Annotated in this window: 14 protein-coding genes; all 14 read left to right on the top strand. The window is 59.4% G+C overall.

What is annotated here, in order from left to right; translation table 11 throughout:
- Nucleotides 1-181 precede the first annotated feature (181 nt).
- The 14 genes from BMS17_RS06970 to BMS17_RS06905 all read left to right on the top strand — a co-directional run bounded on the left by BMS17_RS06970 (nt 182) and on the right by BMS17_RS06905 (nt 18278).
- Entirely contained in the window at nt 182-1741 is a 1560-nt protein-coding gene (locus tag BMS17_RS06970; protein ID WP_046032942.1) for a sigma-54-dependent phenylalanine hydroxylase transcriptional regulator PhhR, read from the top strand.
- A 166-nt stretch (nt 1742-1907) separates the two neighbouring features.
- Nucleotides 1908-2075, top strand: coding sequence for a periplasmic nitrate reductase, NapE protein (locus BMS17_RS06965; RefSeq protein ID WP_046032791.1), 168 nt, complete (start codon nt 1908-1910; stop codon nt 2073-2075).
- Between the two features lie 39 nt (nt 2076-2114).
- Nucleotides 2115-2381: a chaperone NapD gene (locus BMS17_RS06960; protein WP_046032792.1), complete on the top strand. Its 267-nt coding sequence runs from the start codon at nt 2115-2117 to the stop codon at nt 2379-2381.
- Complete coding sequence (napA, locus tag BMS17_RS06955; RefSeq protein WP_077430671.1) at nt 2372-4876, top strand: nitrate reductase catalytic subunit NapA; 2505 nt, start codon at nt 2372-2374, stop codon at nt 4874-4876. The genes BMS17_RS06960 and napA overlap by 10 nt, the downstream gene beginning before the upstream one ends.
- An 11-nt stretch (nt 4877-4887) precedes the next feature.
- Nucleotides 4888-5379, top strand: a complete 492-nt coding sequence (locus tag BMS17_RS06950) for a nitrate reductase cytochrome c-type subunit (RefSeq protein WP_046032794.1) — start codon at nt 4888-4890, stop codon at nt 5377-5379.
- Nucleotides 5380-5388: 9 nt separating this feature from the next.
- A complete protein-coding gene (locus BMS17_RS06945; RefSeq protein WP_046032795.1) occupies nt 5389-5985 on the top strand; it encodes a cytochrome c3 family protein in 597 nt (198 codons plus the stop codon).
- A gap of 214 nt (nt 5986-6199) precedes the next feature.
- Complete coding sequence (locus tag BMS17_RS06940; protein WP_046032796.1) at nt 6200-6940, top strand: flagellar basal body rod protein FlgF; 741 nt, start codon at nt 6200-6202, stop codon at nt 6938-6940.
- A 45-nt stretch (nt 6941-6985) separates the two neighbouring features.
- Entirely contained in the window at nt 6986-7771 is a 786-nt protein-coding gene (flgG, locus tag BMS17_RS06935; RefSeq protein WP_046032797.1) for a flagellar basal-body rod protein FlgG, read from the top strand.
- Nucleotides 7772-7823: 52 nt separating this feature from the next.
- The gene (gene flgH / locus BMS17_RS06930; RefSeq protein WP_046032798.1) at nt 7824-8519 is read left to right on the top strand and encodes a flagellar basal body L-ring protein FlgH; all 696 of its coding nucleotides are present in this window, start codon (nt 7824-7826) and stop codon (nt 8517-8519) included.
- A 27-nt stretch (nt 8520-8546) separates the two neighbouring features.
- Nucleotides 8547-9635 carry a flagellar basal body P-ring protein FlgI gene (locus BMS17_RS06925; protein WP_046032799.1) on the top strand — a complete coding sequence of 363 codons (1089 nt, stop codon included), beginning with the start codon at nt 8547-8549 and terminating at the stop codon, nt 9633-9635.
- Between the two features lie 12 nt (nt 9636-9647).
- A complete protein-coding gene (flgJ, locus tag BMS17_RS06920; protein WP_077430670.1) occupies nt 9648-10943 on the top strand; it encodes a flagellar assembly peptidoglycan hydrolase FlgJ in 1296 nt (431 codons plus the stop codon).
- Between the two features lie 23 nt (nt 10944-10966).
- Nucleotides 10967-13033 (top strand): flagellar hook-associated protein FlgK, encoded by a 2067-nt coding sequence (flgK, locus tag BMS17_RS06915; protein ID WP_046032801.1) that lies wholly within the window; start codon nt 10967-10969, stop codon nt 13031-13033.
- Nucleotides 13034-13046: 13 nt separating this feature from the next.
- Nucleotides 13047-14612: a flagellar hook-associated protein 3 gene (locus tag BMS17_RS06910; protein WP_046032802.1), complete on the top strand. Its 1566-nt coding sequence runs from the start codon at nt 13047-13049 to the stop codon at nt 14610-14612.
- Between the two features lie 93 nt (nt 14613-14705).
- Nucleotides 14706-18278, top strand: a complete 3573-nt coding sequence (locus BMS17_RS06905; RefSeq protein ID WP_077430669.1) for a glycosyltransferase — start codon at nt 14706-14708, stop codon at nt 18276-18278.
- The last annotated feature ends 438 nt before the right edge of the window (nt 18279-18716 follow it).

Genomic DNA, 18716 nt, shown 5'->3' with positions numbered 1-18716 from the left:
AATTCTGCCGGCACGTTCAGTTGAGCGCTGCGATTCCCCTGTAGGAGCTGAGCTTGCTCGCGATGAGGGGGCCACATTCAGCATGGATGTCGGCTGGTACACCGCTATCGCGAGCAAGCTCGGCTCCCACAGGGAATGTGTGCAGGCACTGACCTCATTTATCGTTTTTCGGGCCATTTATATGCGTATCAAAGTCCACTGCCAGAACCGTATCGGTATCCTGCGCGACATTCTCAACTTGCTGGTTGAATACGGGATCAACGTCGCCCGCGGTGAGGTCGGCGGCGAACATGGCAACGCGATCTACCTGCATTGCCCGAACCTGATCAACATTCAGTTCCAGGCGCTGCGTCCGAAATTTGAATCGATTGCCGGCGTATTCGGCGTCAAGCGCGTAGGGCTGATGCCCAGCGAGCGTCGGCACATGGAACTCAATGCGTTGCTCGGTGCCCTGGAGTTTCCGGTGTTGTCGATCGACATGGGCGGTTCCATCGTTGCGGCCAACCGCGCGGCGGCGCAGTTGCTCGGGGTGCGGGTGGATGAAGTGCCGGGGATTCCGCTGTCGCGTTATGCCGAGGATTTCGATTTGCCGGAACTGGTGCGCGCCAACAAGTCGCGAATCAACGGGCTGCGGGTCAAGGTCAAGGGCGACGTGTTTCTGGCGGACATCGCGCCGCTGCAATCGGAACATGACGACAGCGAAGCCATGGCCGGCGCGGTCCTGACGCTGCACCGCGCGGACCGGGTAGGGGAGCGCATCTATAACGTGCGCAAGCAGGAACTGCGTGGGTTCGACAGCATCTTCCAAAGCTCGAAAGTCATGGCGGCCGTGGTGCGCGAAGCCCGGCGCATGGCGCCGCTGGATGCGCCGCTTTTGATAGAAGGCGAAACCGGCACCGGCAAGGAATTGTTGGCCCGGGCCTGTCATTTGGCCAGCCCGCGCGGGCAGTCACCCCTGATGGCACTCAACTGCGCCGGGCTGCCGGAGTCGATGGCCGAGACCGAATTGTTCGGCTATGGCCCCGGTGCCTTCGAAGGCGCACGCGCCGAAGGCAAGCTCGGGCTGCTGGAACTGACGGCGGGCGGTACGCTGTTTCTCGATGGCGTGGGAGAAATGAGCCCGCGCTTGCAGGTGAAATTGCTGCGCTTCCTGCAGGACGGTTGCTTCCGTCGTGTGGGCAGTGATGAAGAGGTCTACCTCGATGTGCGCGTGATCTGCGCGACCCAAGTGGATTTGTCCGAACTGTGCGCGCGGGGCGAGTTTCGCCAAGACCTTTATCACCGCTTGAATGTGTTGTCGCTGCACATCCCGCCACTGCGTGAATGCCTTGATGGTTTGACGCCGCTGGTGGAGCACTTCCTCGATCAGGCCAGCCGGCAAATCGGATGCCCGCTGCCGAAACTGGCACCGGCCGCGATGGAGCGGCTCAGTCATTACCACTGGCCGGGTAACGTCCGGCAATTGGAAAACGTGTTGTTCCAGGCGGTTTCGTTGTGTGAGGGCGGGACGGTCAAGGCCGAACATATTCGTCTGCCGGATTACGGTGTGCGTCAGCCGCTTGGCGATTTTTCGCTGGAAGGCGGGCTTGACGAGATTGTCGGGCGTTTCGAGAAAGCGGTGTTGGAACGCCTGTATTCGGAGCATTCCAGCAGCCGGCAATTGGGCAAGCGCCTGGGTGTTTCTCATACCACCATTGCCAACAAGTTGCGTGATTATGAAATTGGCAAAGTTGAGCGTTAACGTTAGTCGGCGAGCAACCAAAACAAGAATAATTATCGGCTGTTAGTTGTTCTCTAGCGCTTCTAAATCGCATTGGAAGCGCTTTACCCTTACCGTTGATCCGAATCGTAGAGCTTCCCAGGCAGGCCATCTAGGCTCAATTCAAAGTTTGGCAGGAGCGATCACCATGCCATCAGCGGATGACTCTACCCAGCAAGTGCGCAAAGAAACTCGCCTGTTCTTTTTTCTGATTGTTGTTCTTTTTCCAGTGCTGTCGGTGGCGATAGTGGGTGGTTACGGTTTCTTTGTCTGGTTTCTGCAAATGCTGCTTGGCCCTCCCGGACCACCCAATTGATTGTTGTCCCTCTTAGTGGCATGACGGGGAGTACTGATCATGGAAAAGACGCTGCATATTGCCAGTCTGGTAGTGCTTGCTCGTCCTGAGTTGTTCGAGGCGGTGAAGGCTAACTTGCGTTTGCTCAATGGCGTTGAACTGCATCAGGAAAGTCTCGCCGGCAAACTGGTGGTGGTGCTGGAGATGGAAAAGGAAAGCGAGATTTCCCAGCGCATAAACCAGATCAACAACTTGCCGGGTGTGCTCAATGCCTCCCTCGTTTATCACGAGATTCTCGATGTGACGGGAGAAAGCACATGCCTATGACGCGGCGAGAATTTGTCAAAGCCCAGGCTGCCGGGATTGCTGCGGCGGCTGCGGGACTTCCGGTATTTACCTCTGCCAGTAATCTCATCACCGAAGAAGACCGGGTGGCCCTGGACTGGAACAAGGCACCCTGCCGTTTTTGCGGTACCGGGTGCAGCGTGATGGTGGCGACCAAGGACAATCGGGTGGTCGCCACTCACGGTGATGTGAAAGCCGAGGTCAATCGCGGGCTGAACTGCGTCAAAGGCTACTTCTTGTCAAAGATCATGTACGGCGTTGATCGCCTGACTCAGCCACTGTTGCGCATGACCAACGGGCAGTATGACAAGCAGGGCGAGTTTCAGCCGGTGTCCTGGGATCAAGCGTTTGATGTGATGGAATTGAAGTTTAAGGAGGCGATAAAAAACAAAGGGGCTGAATCAATCGCCATGTTCGGTTCTGGTCAGTGGACCGTCTGGGAAGGGTATGCGGCCAACAAGTTGATGAAGGCCGGGTTTCGCACAAATAACATTGATCCCAATGCACGTCATTGCATGGCGTCCGCGGTCATGGGGTTTATGCGTACGTTCGGTATCGATGAGCCGATGGGCTGTTATGACGATATCGAAGTCACCGACGCGTTCGTGTTGTGGGGTTCAAACATGGCGGAGATGCATCCGATTCTTTGGAGTCGGGTGACGGATCGCCGATTGAGCCAGCCCAACGTCAAGGTCGCGGTGCTTTCTACCTTCGAGCATCGCAGTTTTGAGTTGGCCGACATTCCCATGGTGTTCAAGCCACAGACTGACCTGTTTATCCTCAACTACATTGCCAATCACATTATTGAAAGCGGCTCGGTCAACAAGGACTTTGTCAGCAAGCACACTAAGTTCGCCAAAGGTACGGATGACATCGGCTACGGCTTGCGTGCCGATAATCCGCTGGAGATGAAGGCGCGCAATGCCGCCAAGGCGAATACCTGGACCGATATCGATTTTGAGCAATTCGCGGCGTTCGTAAAACCTTACACGCTTGAGCGCACGGCCAAGGAAACCGGCGTGCCAGCCGAGCGCCTCAAGGCGTTGGCCGAACTGTATGCTGACCCCAAGCGCAAAGTGGTTTCGTTCTGGACCATGGGCTTCAACCAGCACACGCGTGGCGTGTGGGCCAATAACCTGATTTACAACATCCACCTGTTGACCGGAAAGATCAGCGAGCCGGGCAACAGTCCATTCTCCCTGACGGGCCAGCCTTCGGCCTGCGGGACGGCGCGCGAAGTGGGCACGTTCTCCCATCGCTTGCCCGCCGACCTGGTGGTCACCAACCCGGCGCATCGCGCCAAGGCCGAGCAGATCTGGAAAGTGCCGCCGGGCACCATCAATGAAAAGGTCGGGTTTCACGCCGTGCAGCAGAGCCGCATGCTCAAGGACGGTGTGCTCAACGTGTATTGGACGATGGCCAGCAACAACATGCAGGCCGGTCCGAACATCATGCAGGAAGTGTTGCCGGGCTGGCGCAACCCCGAGAACTTTGTGGTGGTCTCGGACGTGTACCCCACGGTCTCCGCCCAAGCGGCCGATCTGATTCTGCCCACCGCGATGTGGGTCGAGAAAGAGGGCGCTTATGGCAACGCGGAGCGGCGTACGCAGTTCTGGCATCAATTGGTCTCGGCACCGGGTGAGGCCAAGTCTGATCTGTGGCAACTGGTCGAGTTTTCCAAGCGCTTTAAAACCGATGAGGTCTGGTCGGCAGAGGTGTTGACCACGTCACCGCAGTACAAGGGCAAGACCCTGTATGAGGTGCTGTTCAAGAACGGTCAGGTCGATCAGTTCCCACTGGATCAGATGGCGGCGGGTTATCAAAACGACGAGGCCCGGGATTTTGGTTTTTACTTGCAAAAAGGGCTGTTCGAAGAATATGCCCAGTTCGGCCGTGGCCACGGTCATGACCTTGCTCCGTTTGATCGCTATCACACCGAACGTGGATTGCGCTGGCCCGTCGTCGAGGGCAAGGAAACACTCTGGCGTTTCCGAGAGGGGTATGACCCTTACGTGGAGAAGGGCAGCGGTGTGCAGTTCTATGGCTATCCCGACAAGAAAGCGATCATCTTCGCGCTCCCTTACGAGCCGCCAGCAGAGTCCCCGGACGCGGACTTCCCGTTCTGGCTCAGCACCGGCCGGGTCCTTGAGCACTGGCACACCGGGACCATGACGCAGCGCGTTGAGGAACTCTATAAAGCGGTCCCCGACGCCTTGGTCTACATGCATCCGGCGGATGCGAAAGCCTTGAATGCCCGCCGTGGCAGCGAAGTGAAACTGATCAGTCGGCGCGGTGAGATGCGTGCGCGCATCGAAACCCGAGGGCGTAACAAGCCACCCGAAGGCCTGGTGTTTGTACCGTTCTTCGATGCCAACAGGCTGATCAACAAAGTCACGCTCGATGCGACGGACCCTATCTCCAAACAAACTGATTACAAAAAATGCGCGATCAGGATTGAAGTGATCAAGACGGCATAAGGAGAGTTCTGATGAATTGTCGTTCGCTGTCCTTGCTTGCTGCTCTGCTGGTTGGGTTGCCAGCGGCATTCGCGGCGCAGCCGGGTTACCCGCTGGACGCCCCGGCGCCGGATGGTCGGCGACCCGGAGGGACCTTGACGCAGGAGTTCCCGGCCCCGCCGATAGCTGAAGACGAGAACAAGGACCTCAAGCGCGAGCGCAATTATCCCGAGCAACCGCCCACCATCCCGCACAGCACTCGGGGATACCGCATCGACAAGAACAGCAACAAGTGCCTGTCTTGTCATAGCCGCGCCAATAGCGCTCGCACTCAGGCGCCGATGATCAGCATCACCCACTACATGGACCGTGATGGTCAGGCGCTGGCCGCGGTATCGCCACGCCGGTATTTCTGCAATCAGTGCCATGTGCCGCAAAAAGACGTGAAACCTCTGGTGAACAACAGCTTCAAGAACATTGACCAAGTGCTGCAAGACGAAATCAACGGCCAGTCGAAACCCTGAGGAGAGGACATGAAATCGTTGCTTGCCCTGCTCAAGGATTATTGGGGTGTTCTGCGTCGGCCCAGCGTGCATTACAGCCTGGGCTTCCTGACGCTTGGCGGGTTTATTGCCGGGGTGATTTTCTGGGGCGGTTTCAACACTGCACTGGAAGCGACCAATACCGAGAAGTTCTGTATTTCCTGCCATGAAATGCGCGACAACGTTTTTGTCGAGTTGCAGGAAACCATTCACTACACCAATCGCTCCGGCGTTCGAGCCACGTGCCCGGACTGCCATGTTCCCCATGAATGGACGCACAAGATTGCCCGCAAGATGCAGGCCTCCAAGGAAGTGTGGGGCAAGGTGTTCGGCACGATCGATACCCGTGAAAAGTTTCTCGATATGCGGCGTGAGTTGGCCGAACACGAGTGGGGGCGGCTCAAGGCCAACGACTCCCGGGAGTGCCGCAATTGCCATAACTTCGAATTCATGGATTTCACCCGTCAGGGCAAACGCGCCGCCAATATGCACTCCACGTCACTGGCCAGCGGCCAGGCGACCTGTATCGACTGCCACAAGGGCATTGCCCACCAGTTGCCCGACATGAGCGGAGTCAAAGGCTGGTAGCAAATCCGGCCGAGGGCTTTCACCGTATTGCCGCGAAGCGGCATATCCGCGCCGGTTTTTCGACTTTGACACAATCCGTCATCCTCCCCTGATAACCCTCAAGCCCAGTGTTTTAAAGGGCTTTGAGCCTCTGCGTGCAAGTTGGTCTGCAAATTGCTACAGCCTGCGAAGTACAGCGGTGGGCGGCAAACGTCCGGCATGCAGAGGAAAGAGTGTGGACAAGTACCTTTATGTGGCAATGACCGGCGCCAGCCAGAATGCACTGGCGCAGAAGGCTCATGCCAACAACCTGGCAAACATCTCCACCAACGGTTTTCAGAAGGACCTGGAACAGGCCCGTTCGATGCCGGTGTTTGGTGACAGCTTTCCGGCGCGTGCGTTTGCCATGACCGAGCGCCCGGCCACCGACTTCTCCCCTGGCTCGCTGGTCGAGACCGGCCGCGACCTCGACGTCGCCGTGCAAGGCAATGGCTGGATCGCCGTGCAGAACCCTGCAGGTCAAGAAACTTACGTGCGCACCGGCAGCCTGAACGTGGACGCCCTAGGCGTACTGCGGGCCGGCAACGGTATGCCGGTGATGGGCAATGGCGGACCGATCGCCGTGCCGCCCGAGCAGCAAATCGAAGTGGGCGAGGACGGCACCATCAGCATCCGTGCGATGGGCGAAGGCCCGCGCGTGATGGCTGAAGTCGACCGCATCAAGCTGGTCAACCCTGACCTGAAGAACATGACCAAAGGCCTGGATGGTTCGATCCACACCAAGGACGGCAAGCCGGCGCAAGCCGATTCCGGCGTCAAACTGGTGTCCGGGTTCCTGGAGTCGAGCAACGTCAACGCCGTGGAAGAAATGACCTCGGTGTTGGCTTTGTCCAAGCAGTTCGAGCTGCACATCAAGATGATGAACACCGCCAAAGACGATGACCAGGCCATGGCTCGGGTCTTGCAGATCAGCTAATTATCAGAACGTCGCGCCGTAAAACAGGCGCACGAGGAGAATCGAATGCTTCCGGCTCTATGGGTTGCCAAAACAGGTCTGTCCGCCCAGGACACCAACCTGACCACCATTTCCAACAACCTGGCCAACGTGTCGACCACGGGTTTCAAACGTGATCGTGCCGAGTTCCAGGACTTGCTCTATCAGATCAAGCGCCAGCCAGGCGCCCAGTCGACCCAGGACAGCGAACTGCCGTCGGGTCTGCAAGTGGGTACCGGTGTGCGCATCGTCGGCACCCAGAAAAACTTCACCGCCGGCAGCCTGCAAACCACCGAGCAGCCACTTGACCTGGCGGTCGACGGTCGCGGTTTCTTCCAGATCCTGCAGCCGGACGGCACCACGTCTTACACCCGCGACGGTACGTTCCACCTCGACTCCAACGGTCAGGTCGTGAACGCCAGCGGCTTCGCCCTTGAGCCGGCCATTGTCATTCCCAACGACGCGCAGACCTTCACGGTCGGTCGCGACGGCACCGTGTCCATCACCGTTCCGGGTAACCCGGCCAACCAGGTGATCGGCAACCTGCAAACCGCCGACTTCATCAACCCGGCCGGTCTGCAAGCAGTGGGCAACAACCTGTTCCTGGAAACTGCGGCCAGCGGCGCACCGCAAGTCGGTACCCCGGGCTTGAACGGTTTCGGTACCACGCTGCAGAACACCCTGGAAACGTCCAACGTCAGCACCGTTGAAGAGATGGTCAACATGATCACCACTCAGCGTGCCTACGAGATGAACTCCAAGGTGATCTCCACCGCCGACCAGATGCTCTCGTTCGTAACGCAGAATCTGTAATCAAGTCTATGAGGCGGCCATGAGGTCGCCTGCAACACCGTGAGGTAGGGTCATGAATCGCTTTGTATCTGTTCTGGCACTGAGTGGGGCTGTTGTGCTCGCGGGCTGCGTCCCAACGACGCCCAAGCCCAATGACCCTTATTACGCCCCGGTGTTGCCGCGCACGCCGTTGCCGGCGGCCGCGAACAATGGCTCGATCTATCAGGCCGGTTTCGAACAGAACCTGTACAGCGACCGCAAGGCGTTCCGGGTGGGTGACATCATCACCATCACGCTGAACGAGAAGACCCAGGCCAGCAAAAACGCCAACTCGCAGATTGGCAAGAACAGCAAGGCCAGCATCGGCCTGAGTTCGCTGTTCGGTTCCACCCCCAATACCAACAACCCGTTTGGCAGTGGTGACTTGAGCCTGGACGCCAGCTATGAAGGCGACCGCGCGACCAAGGGTGACAGCAAGGCGGCGCAGGGCAACACCCTGACCGGCTCGATCACCGTGACCGTTGCCGACGTGTTGCCTAACGGCATCATCGCCGTACGTGGCGAGAAGTGGATGACCCTTAACACGGGCGATGAACTGGTGCGGATTGCCGGACTGGTGCGCGCCGATGACATCTCGACCGATAACACTGTGTCGTCGACTCGTGTCGCCGATGCACGCATCACCTACTCGGGCACCGGTTCGTTTGCCGATGCGAGTCAGCCAGGCTGGTTCGACCGTTTCTTCCTCAGCCCGCTGTTCCCTTTCTAGGTGGCTACGTTGAATTTCAAAAGCCTTATGGTGGCTGCGTTTTTGCTGTCGGCAGCCTTCAACGTTCAAGCCGAGCGGCTGAAGGACATCGCCAGTATTTCCGGCGTACGCTCCAACCAATTGATCGGTTACGGTCTGGTGGTGGGGCTTAACGGCACCGGTGACCAGACAACGCAAACCCCGTTCACCCTGCAGACCTTCAACAACATGCTCTCGCAGTTCGGCATCAAGGTGCCGCCGGGTTCGGGCAACGTGCAGTTGAAGAACGTGGCCGCGGTATCGATCAGCGCGGACCTGCCGCCGTTTGCCAAGCCGGGTCAGCAAGTCGATATCACCGTGTCGTCCATCGGTAACTCCAAGAGTCTGCGCGGCGGTACCCTGTTGCTGACGCCGCTCAAGGGTATCGACGGCAACGTCTATGCCGTCGCCCAGGGCAACCTGGTGGTGGGTGGTTTTGATGCCGAAGGCCGTGACGGTTCGAAGATCACCGTCAACGTTCCGTCGGCCGGTCGTATCCCTGGTGGTGCGTCGGTCGAGCGTTCAGTGCCGAGCGGTTTCAACCAAGGCAACAGCCTGACGCTGAACCTCAACCGTTCGGACTTCACCACCGCCAAGCGCATCGTCGACAAGATCAACAACATGCTCGGTCCGGGCGTTGCCCAGGCCATCGACGGCGGTTCGATCCGCGTCAGCGCACCGCTTGATCCAAGTCAGCGGGTCGACTACCTGTCGCTCCTGGAAAACCTTGAAGTCGATCCGGGGCAGGCGGTGGCGAAAGTCATCATCAACTCGCGTACCGGCACCATCGTGATCGGCCAGAACGTCAAGGTTTCGCCGGCCGCCGTGACGCACGGCAGCTTGACCGTGACCATTACCGAAGACCCGATTGTCAGCCAGCCCGGCCCTCTGTCCAATGGTCAGACGGCGGTTGTGCCGCGCTCGCGGGTTAACGCACAGCAAGAAGCCAAGCCGATGTTCAAGTTCGGCCCGGGCACCACCCTCGACGAAATCGTGCGTGCGGTGAACCAGGTCGGCGCGGCACCGGGCGACTTGATGGCGATCCTCGAAGCACTGAAACAGGCTGGCGCATTGCAAGCCGACCTGATCGTGATCTAAGGGACCGTCGTCATGGATATGCGCAAGAGCGGTCTGGTCAGCAGCAGCGACTCCGGTTCCTATTCGGACTTGAATCGCTTGAATCAGCTCAAGGTGGGCGACAAGAACAGTGACGGCAACATGCGCAAGGTTGCGCAGGAATTCGAGTCGCTGTTCCTTGGTGAAATGCTCAAATCCATGCGCTCGGCCACCGAAGCGCTGGGCAAGGACAATCCGCTCAACACGCCGGCGGCCAAGCAGTATCAGGAAATGTACGACCAGCAGTTGGCCATTTCCATGTCCCGTGAGGGCGGTGGTATTGGTCTGGCGGACGTGCTGATGCGTCAGATGTCGAAGAACAAACCACTGGCGCCGGGTGAGGCGGCAGCGGCATCCGCGGCCAAGCAGGAAGCGGCGAAAGCCGCCGTGCCGACGCCGATTGCGGCGGGCACCGTGGCCACCGACGGTCCGCTGTCGCGGCTCAATGGTCAGCGTCCGTTGTGGGCTTCGCGCTCGGTGAAAGCGCCGGCAGGCGAGGGCACACATCGCAATGACATGGAGCTGATCAATCAGCGTCGTCTGGCCTTGCCACCGAAACTGGCGGATCGCTTGCTCGCCGGTCTGGTGCCTTCGGCAACGACTGCTGCGACCGCCAACAAACCGTTGTTGCCTGAGCGTGGCGTCGCGACGCCTGCGGCAGCGACCGGTGCCGGTCCGCTGTTCAATGGTGACTGGCTGGCCTCGCAAACGGACACGAAATCGAGCGGACGCATGCAGGTTTACGGCCGTGCCATGGCGCAGATTCCCCTGGCACCGCCGAAGAAAGCCTTCAGTTCCGCCGACGAATTCGTCAACACCATGCTGCCGATGGCCAAGGAAGCCGCCGAGCGCATTGGCGTCGATCCGCGTTACCTGGTAGCCCAGGCGGCGCTGGAAACCGGTTGGGGTAAATCGGTCATGCGCGCCCAGGATGGCAGCAGTAGCCACAACCTGTTCGGCATCAAGGCCGGCACCAGTTGGAAGGGCGATTCGGCGCGGGCCATCACCAGCGAATTCAGGAATGGCGAGATGGTCAAGGAGACGGCCGAGTTCCGTTCCTACGACTCGTACAAAGACAGCTTCCATGACCTTGTGACTTTGCTGCAAACCAACAATCGCTATCAAGATGTTGTGAAGTCGGCCGATAACCCAGAACAGTTTGTACGCGAGTTGCAGAAAGCCGGGTATGCAACCGACCCGGATTACGCAAGCAAGATCTCGCAGATAGCCAAGCAGATGACGAGTTACCAAAACTACGCTGCGGCGGGCGCTTCCACCACGCCTCTATAGGCACAAGGCATAAGGTCTGAACCATGAGTTTGCTCAATATCGGGATGTCGGGTCTGGCCGCTGGCCAATCCTCGTTGATGACTACCGGCAATAACATTGCCAACGCCGACACCGCCGGTTATTCGCGTCAGCAAACCGTGCAGAGCAGCAAAGCCTCGAATCAATTCGGCAACGTCTACATCGGCACCGGCACGACCCTGGCCGATGTGCGTCGCGTCTACAACAGCTACCTCGATGCACAACTGCAGACCACCACCTCGCTCAACAGCGATGCGGCCGCGTACGCCGGGCAGATCAGCCCGCTCGATGCCTTGCTGTCGGACAGCGGCACCGGCCTCAACGGCGCGCTGACCAAGTTCTTCGCCTCGGTGCAGAACGTCAACGCCAAGCCGGGTGACGATGCGTCTCGTCAATTGCTGCTCAGCGATGCTCAGGCCTTGAGCGCCCGTTTCAACTCGGTGTCCAGCCAGTTGACCGCGCAGAACGCGAGCATCAACGGCAACCTGACGAACATGGCCGACCAGATCAACAAACTGGCCGCCACCGTGGCCCAGATGAACCAGAAAATCTCCGAGGTTTCCAAGGCCGGCGGCATGCCGAACGAGTTGCTCGATGCGCGCAACGAAACCGTGCGTCAGCTCTCCACCTTCACCGGCGCGCAAGTCATCGAGCGCGACGGCAACCTTGATGTGTATCTGGGCAGCGGCCAGCCGCTGGTCATGGGCGGCACCGCCAGCACCCTGCAAATGGTGCCGAGCCTGGCCGATCCTTCGCGCATGGGCATTCAGCTCAACCGTGGCGGCAGCACTGTCGACATCACCTCGGTGATCACCGGTGGCGAGATTGGCGGTCTGCTGCGCTACCGCAGCACCGTGCTCGATCCGGCCATGAACGAGCTGGGACGCGTGGCGCTGGTCGTCGCCGATCAGATGAACGGCCTCCAGGCCCAGGGCATCGACAAGAACGGTGCGTTCGGTTCCAACCTGTTCAACAGCGTCAACAGTGCCGCACAGATGGCCGATCGCAGTGTTGCCACCGTCGGCAACAGCGCCGGTTCAGGCGACTTCGATGTGAGCATCGAGGACAGCGGCAAACTGACCATCAACGATTACAAAGTCACCTTCACCAGCGGCACCAACTACACCGTACAACGTCTGCCGGACGGCACGTCCATGGGCGCATTCAGCACCCTGACCACGCCGCCGCCAGTGATTGACGGTTTCTCGTTGACGCTCAGCGGCGGTACTGCTGCCGCCGGTGACACGTTCAAGATCACCCCGACCCGCAACGCGGCGGCGAACATCAAGACCGAGATGACCGACTCCAAGCGTCTGGCGATCGCGGCACCGTTGAGCGCGGCCATTGCGCCGGGCGGCAGCGGTACCCTGACCATTTCGTCCAGCGGTCAGCCAACCGTGACCACGAAGTTCGACATCTACGACACGGCCACCACCGCACTCATCCAGAACGGCATGAAAACCTCCATGCCGGTCAAAGTGGTGTTCGGTGCCCCGGCGGCCGGTGGTGCCAGCCAGCCTTACCAGTTGCTCGATGCCAAAGGCGTGCAGATCAGCACCGGCACCATCATACCGAACCAGAACAACACCCTGAGTCTGACCGTGCCGCTGCAAGATGGCACGGGTGCGCCGATCATGGATCCGGGCCCACCTGCCGTGCAGCGTACGGTCAGCTTCGACATGACCGTGGCCGGTTCGCCGGCCACTGGCACAGCGGTGGACATCAACATCGCGCAACCAGGCACGATGGATAACCGTAACGGCACCGCACTGGCCGGCTTGCAGACCAAGCAGGTGGTCGACACCGGCTCCGCGAGCAAAGGCATTTCCCTGACCGACGCCTACGGCAAACTGGTCGAGGGTGTGGGCGCCAAAGCTGCTCAGGGCAAGCTCGACAGCGCCGCGACCGGCGCCATCCTGGACAACGCCAAGGGCGCTCGCGATTCGCTGTCCGGTGTCGACCTCGATGAGGAAACCGGCAACCTGGTCAAATACCAGCAGTACTACACCGCCTCTTCGCAGATCATTAAAGCTGCGCAAGAAATCTTCAGCACACTGATCAACAGTCTTTAAGGAGTCGTAGCCCATGCGCATTTCTACCGCCCAGTTTTACGAGTCCTCTGCTGCCAACTATCAGAAGAACTTCTCCAACGTGGTCAAGAGCAGCGAAGAGGCCAGCAGCCTGGTTCGCATCAACACTGCTGCGGATGATCCGGTTGGCGCTTCGCGTTTGTTGCAGCTCGGCCAACAGGCTTCGATGCTCGACCAGTACAAAGCCAACACCAATACCTTGAAGTCGACCCTGGGTCAGACCGAGTCGGTCATGACCAGCATCACCAACGTACTGCAGCGCGCCCAGGAACTGGCGATCGGTGCCGGCAACGCCGGTTACACCGACGCCGACCGTCAGGCTAACGCTTCGGAGCTGGGGCAGATCGAAGAGCAGTTGCTGAGCCTGATGAACAGCCAGGACGAGAACGGCAAGTACATCTTCTCCGGCTCCAAGGGCGACACCGTGCCGTTCACCCGCAACGCCGATGGTACCTACAGCTACAACGGCGACCAGGTCACCCTCGACCTGAAAGTGGGCGACACCATGTCGATGGCCACCAACAGCACCGGTTGGGAAGTGTTCCAGCAGGCCATCAACACCAGCCGCAGCCAGGTCACCATGACCGCGCCGGCCGTGGATGACGGTCGCGTGGTCCTGTCCAATGGTCAGGTGTCGTCGAGCGTGACCTACAACAGCAAGTTCCGTTCGGGCGAGCCGTACACCGTCGATTTCGTCAGCGGCACCCAGTTGAAAATCACCGACTCGGGCGGTAACGACGTGACCGCTGAAGCCAGTCAGGGGGGCGCGTTCAACCCGGCTACCACGGTTGGCCAGACCGTGTCGTTCCGTGGCGTCGACCTGAACCTGAACATCAATCTGGCGGTCGGTGACAACGCAGCCACCGTGCTGCCGGGCCACAGCTTTACGCTTGCGGCCAAGCCTGACACCTTCACGGCAACCCGCAGCCCGGGCAACCCGACAGCCACTCAGGTCACTGGCAGCAGCATCACCAACCCAGTGGCTTATCACGCCAGTTTCCCTACGGGATCGGCAGTGATGAAGTTCACCAGCGCCACGGCGTTCGACCTGTACGCCGCACCTTTGACCGCCAACAGCCAGCCAGTGTCTTCCGGCACCGTAGCGGCTGGCATCGCCACCGCTTCAGGCGTGAGCTTCACCCTGGCCGGTACGCCGGGCGCGGGCGATCAGTTCAGCGTGGCCGTCAATACCCACGAAACCCAGAACATCCTGGATACCGTGAACCAGTTGAAGACTGCGCTGAATACGCCAATCAGCGGCAATCCGATCCAGATTCAGAAATTTCAGGCTGCGTTGGCCTCGGGCATCGGCAACCTGGCGAGCGGCAGCGATCAGTTGTCCAGCTCCCTGAGTTCGGTGGGCGGTCGTGGTGCAGCCCTGTCTACCCAGAGCGAAACCAATCAGAGTCTGGTCATGGCCAACACCCAGACCCAGTCGGCGATCCGCGATTCTGATCCAGCCGAAGTCATGACCCGCCTGACCTTGCAGCAAACCATGTTGCAAGCGTCGCAACTGGCTTTCAGCAAGATTGCTCAACTGGGCTTGTTCAACAAAATCTGAGTCTGTGGCTGCCGAGCTACCAGCCGTCTTTTCCTAAGCGGTTCCGCAGCCTCTGCCTGAAAGGGCAGAGGCTCGCCGCTCGAGAGTTCTGTCGTGAATCAACGCCCTCTAGTCAGTATCGTCATCCCTGCCTTCAACCCGCGCTTCTTCAGTCAGGCGCTGGAAAGCTCGCTTGCTCAAACTTACGAGAACGTTGAAATCGTCATTTGTGACGATTCGTCCTCCACCGAGATACAGCGCATCGTCGAGTCGTTTGCCGACCCTGCACACACCGTTCGTTACTTGCGCAACCCAAAGCGTCTGGGCCTGCAAAAGAACGTATTGCGCTGCGTCAAGGAAGCTCGAGGCGAGTTCATCAAAGTGCTGTGCGACGACGACCGTCTGTTTGCGCCGAGCATCGAGTTGCAGGCCCGGGTACTGATCGATCATCCCGAGGTCAACCTCGTTTGCGGTCTGCGCATGTTGAGCGATGCCGGTAACTTCATCCTGCCGCCGCGGCTCGATAACTGCCGTTTCACGTATGGTGATGCGTTGCTCAAGGGCGATGACATGTTGGCCATTTTCGAGAACACGACGAAGAATTTCATCGGCAACTTCAGCTCGACCCTGATGCGCCGTGCCGATGTGCTGGAAGTGTTGCCTGCGCTGGTCCAGGAAGGCACCGGTTTTGTCGCGATGCTCGATTTCGCTTTATTCGTGTGCCTGCTGCGACGCGGCAATATGGCGGCGCTCAACACGGTAATGAGCACCGAGCGTATGTACCCGGAACGTCTGAGCAAGACGTCGGAAATGGTCCGCGCCGGCGCTCAGGAACTGGAATGGTTGATTCAAATGCTCACCTCGCGAGGGGGGGAGTCGGCACCGGCCTCGGGTTGGGTGCGCATGGTTGATTTAAACAAGGCTGCTGATGAGCCTCGTCAGTGGGAAGAGTTGTGCGTGGTACGCGTGCTGGGCGGCCGCAACACCGTGGTCAACGGCCGAGTCGGCGGGCAGAGCGACAGCTATGCCGAGTTCTATCGCGAATGGCTGGCAAGCCGCCGATTTACCTCGGCGGAAACGCGGCACATGCCGCAAACAATCAGCCGCTGGGCTGTGCGTCCGAACCTGGTGCCAATCATCATCGACACCGAGTCGGATGGCGTCGCGCTGAAAGCCACGCTGGACAGCCTCGCCACTCAACTCTACGCACCGCAAGCCATCGTGGTGTTGTCCAACACGCCATTCGATGCCGCCGATAACGTGCTGCCATTGCCGCTTGAGGCAAATTGGTCGCGCCAGCTCAATGCTGTGATACCGCAGCTGGAAGGCGCGCACTGGTTCTACTTGCTGCGCGCCGGCGACACGTTGCGTGAGTCGTCACTGGTGGTGCTCGCGGAACGCATTGCCGGTACGCCGGGCATGCTCTGCGCCTACAGTGACGAAGGCGCGTTGGTGGAAGGGGAGTCCGTGGAGCCGGTGTTCAAGCCAGGCTTCAATCTCGACCTGATGCGTTCCTACCCATACGTCGGGCGCACCCTGGCGTTTGAGCGCCAGCGCTTTTTGGCGGTGGGCGGTTTCGATTCGGCTCATGGCGAATTGGCGCCGCATGATTTGCTCTGGCGGCTGGTGGAAGAGGCCGGGTTGCACACCATTGAGCACATCAGCGAGATTCAGGTGGAGTCGACACAGACCTACGCCGATTGGCTGTCGTTGCCTGAAGTGATCGAAGGCAGTGAGGCGCTGGTCAGCGCGCACCTGACCCGCATCGGTCTCGAACACCGGATTCGCGATCAAGAGCTGCCGCTGCTCAAGCGCATCGACTACCTGCACACTCACCGACCTGTGGTCTCGATCATCATTGTGGCGGGCGCCTCGCTGTCCGCCTTGCAACGCTGCACGGAAAGCCTGATCGAGCAGACTACGTACGCTGAATACGAAATCCTGATTGTCGATGAAGGGCGCGGCGATTCGGCGATGGCCGATTGGCTGGGCGCGATGTCTCAGCTGGGCGCCGCGATGTTGCGAGTGCTGCCTTTTGACGGTCGTACCGGTGAAGCGTCCCTGGTCAACTTCGCAGCCAGCCAGGCGCGTGGCGAGTATCTGCTGACGCTCAACCCGCGCAGTGTGATTTGCGCCGGCGACTGGCTCGCCGAACTGCTCAACCACGCCCAGCGTCCGGAAGTCGGCGTGGTCGGCGCGCGCCTGATGAACCCCAGCGGTGCGATTGTCTCCGCCGGTTTGATTCTGGGGCTGGCCGGGCCCGCCACCTCGCCGTTCCTTGGCGAACATGTCAGTGCGCGTGGCTACATGCAGCGTCTGCAAGTAGTGCAGAACTGGAGCGCGGTCAGCAGTGATTGCCTGATGGTGCGTAAAGAAGTGTTCGACAGCCTGGGTCGGTTGGATGACGCCGAATTCAATCTGGAACTCGGCGCTACTGATCTGTGCCTCAAGGCGGATAAAAACGGCTACTTGATCGTCTGGACGCCTTTTGCGAGCGTCGTGATTGGGGAGGATGCCCCGCCAGCAGCGTCGCCGGGCGATGTGCAGGCGCTGGTACTTGAACAGGAAATTTTCTACCAAAAGTGGTTGCCGAAAATATCTCGCGATCCGGCCTACAATCCGGCGCTGACACTCGGTGTGTCGAGTTTCAGTCTGGAGCCTTCGCTGCGCAATAACTGGAATCCGTTCTGTCATCGCGACCTGCCGGTGATTCTCGGGTTGCCGGTCAACGAGTCGGCGATCGGGTATTACCGCGTGACAGCACCCCTGGCGGCACTTGAGTCGGCTGGGCGAGTTATTTCACGTGTGGCCTACGAGTCGCCATCGACCGTGGAAATCGAGCGCCTGTCGCCTGACACTATTGTTTTGCAGGGGCGCTACGGGGAAGGCTCGGCGGCAGACATTCTGCGCATAAAGAAATTCTCCAACGCCTTGCGGATTTTCGAGCTGGACGACTACATCGTCAGCACGCCGAAAAAGAACACTCATGCGCGCAACAAACCGGTCAACACCGAGCAGTTGCTGCGTGAGGGCATTGCCCAATGCGACCGCGTGGTGGTGACTACCCAGGCGCTGGCGGATGCCCTGTCGAGTATGCACAGTGAAATTCGCGTGGTGCCCAACATGCTGCCACCCGAGCCGTGGGCGACGCTGACCAGTCAACGCCGCACGTCGAAAAAACCACGGGTTGGCTGGGGGGGCGGCACCAGCCACACCGGTGATCTGGAAATCATTGCCGAGGTGGTCCGCGAGCTGGCCGATGAAGTGGAGTGGGTGTTCTTCGGCATGTGCCCGGACGCCTTGCGCCCGTATGTTCATGAGTTTTATGGCACCATCGATCTGCAAAACTACCCGTACAAACTGGCGAGCCTGAATCTCGATCTGGCACTGGCGCCGCTGGAGTTCCATATCTTCAACGACTGCAAAAGTAACCTGCGGTTGTTGGAATATGGCGCGTGCGGTTATCCGGTGATTTGCACGGATACCCGTGCTTATGACGGTTTCTTGCCGTGCACCAAGATTTTGAGCAATAGCACCGATGAGTGGTTGCAGGCGATTCGCATGCATCTGGCTGATCCTGATGCCAGTTATCGCATGGGTGATCAATTGCGTGAGGCGGTGCATCGGGACTTCATGTTGCGGGGGGATAATCTTCAGCATTGGTTGTGGGGGTGGTTGCCGGACTGATTTTCTGCGTTCGGTCCATGGGGGGCGGATCAAAATCAAAGGCTTCGTGTGTGCGCTTTGGTCTGAGTGAATATCCGTTTCTGCGGTAACGGCGGCTTATGGTTTCGCTCTTACAGCGACTCACTTTTTCAGACGCCAAAAAGTAAGCAAAAGGCTTCGCCCCGGCGTACGGCACTTCGCTAAGGCTCAGTGTTCCCTCGCTCCGGTATCCATCAGGGGGCATCGCCTACGGTCTGCTTCGCGACGACCTCCTCTCGATGTGTGCGGCTTCGCCGCACGGCGCTACGCGCCTAACCCCCTGATGAACACCTACGCTCGGCCTGCCGAAGGGGCGAAAGATCAAAAGCAGATCAAGAACAAGATCAAATGCTTCGCGAGCGGGTTCACTCCGACAATGGATCGGCATACGACTTCGTTTTTCACCATTCTGTTTGGGTG

The organism is Pseudomonas sp. C9 (assembly GCF_002000165.1).
Classification (GTDB): domain Bacteria; phylum Pseudomonadota; class Gammaproteobacteria; order Pseudomonadales; family Pseudomonadaceae; genus Aquipseudomonas.
This window is presented reverse-complemented; position numbering and strand designations above follow the sequence as displayed.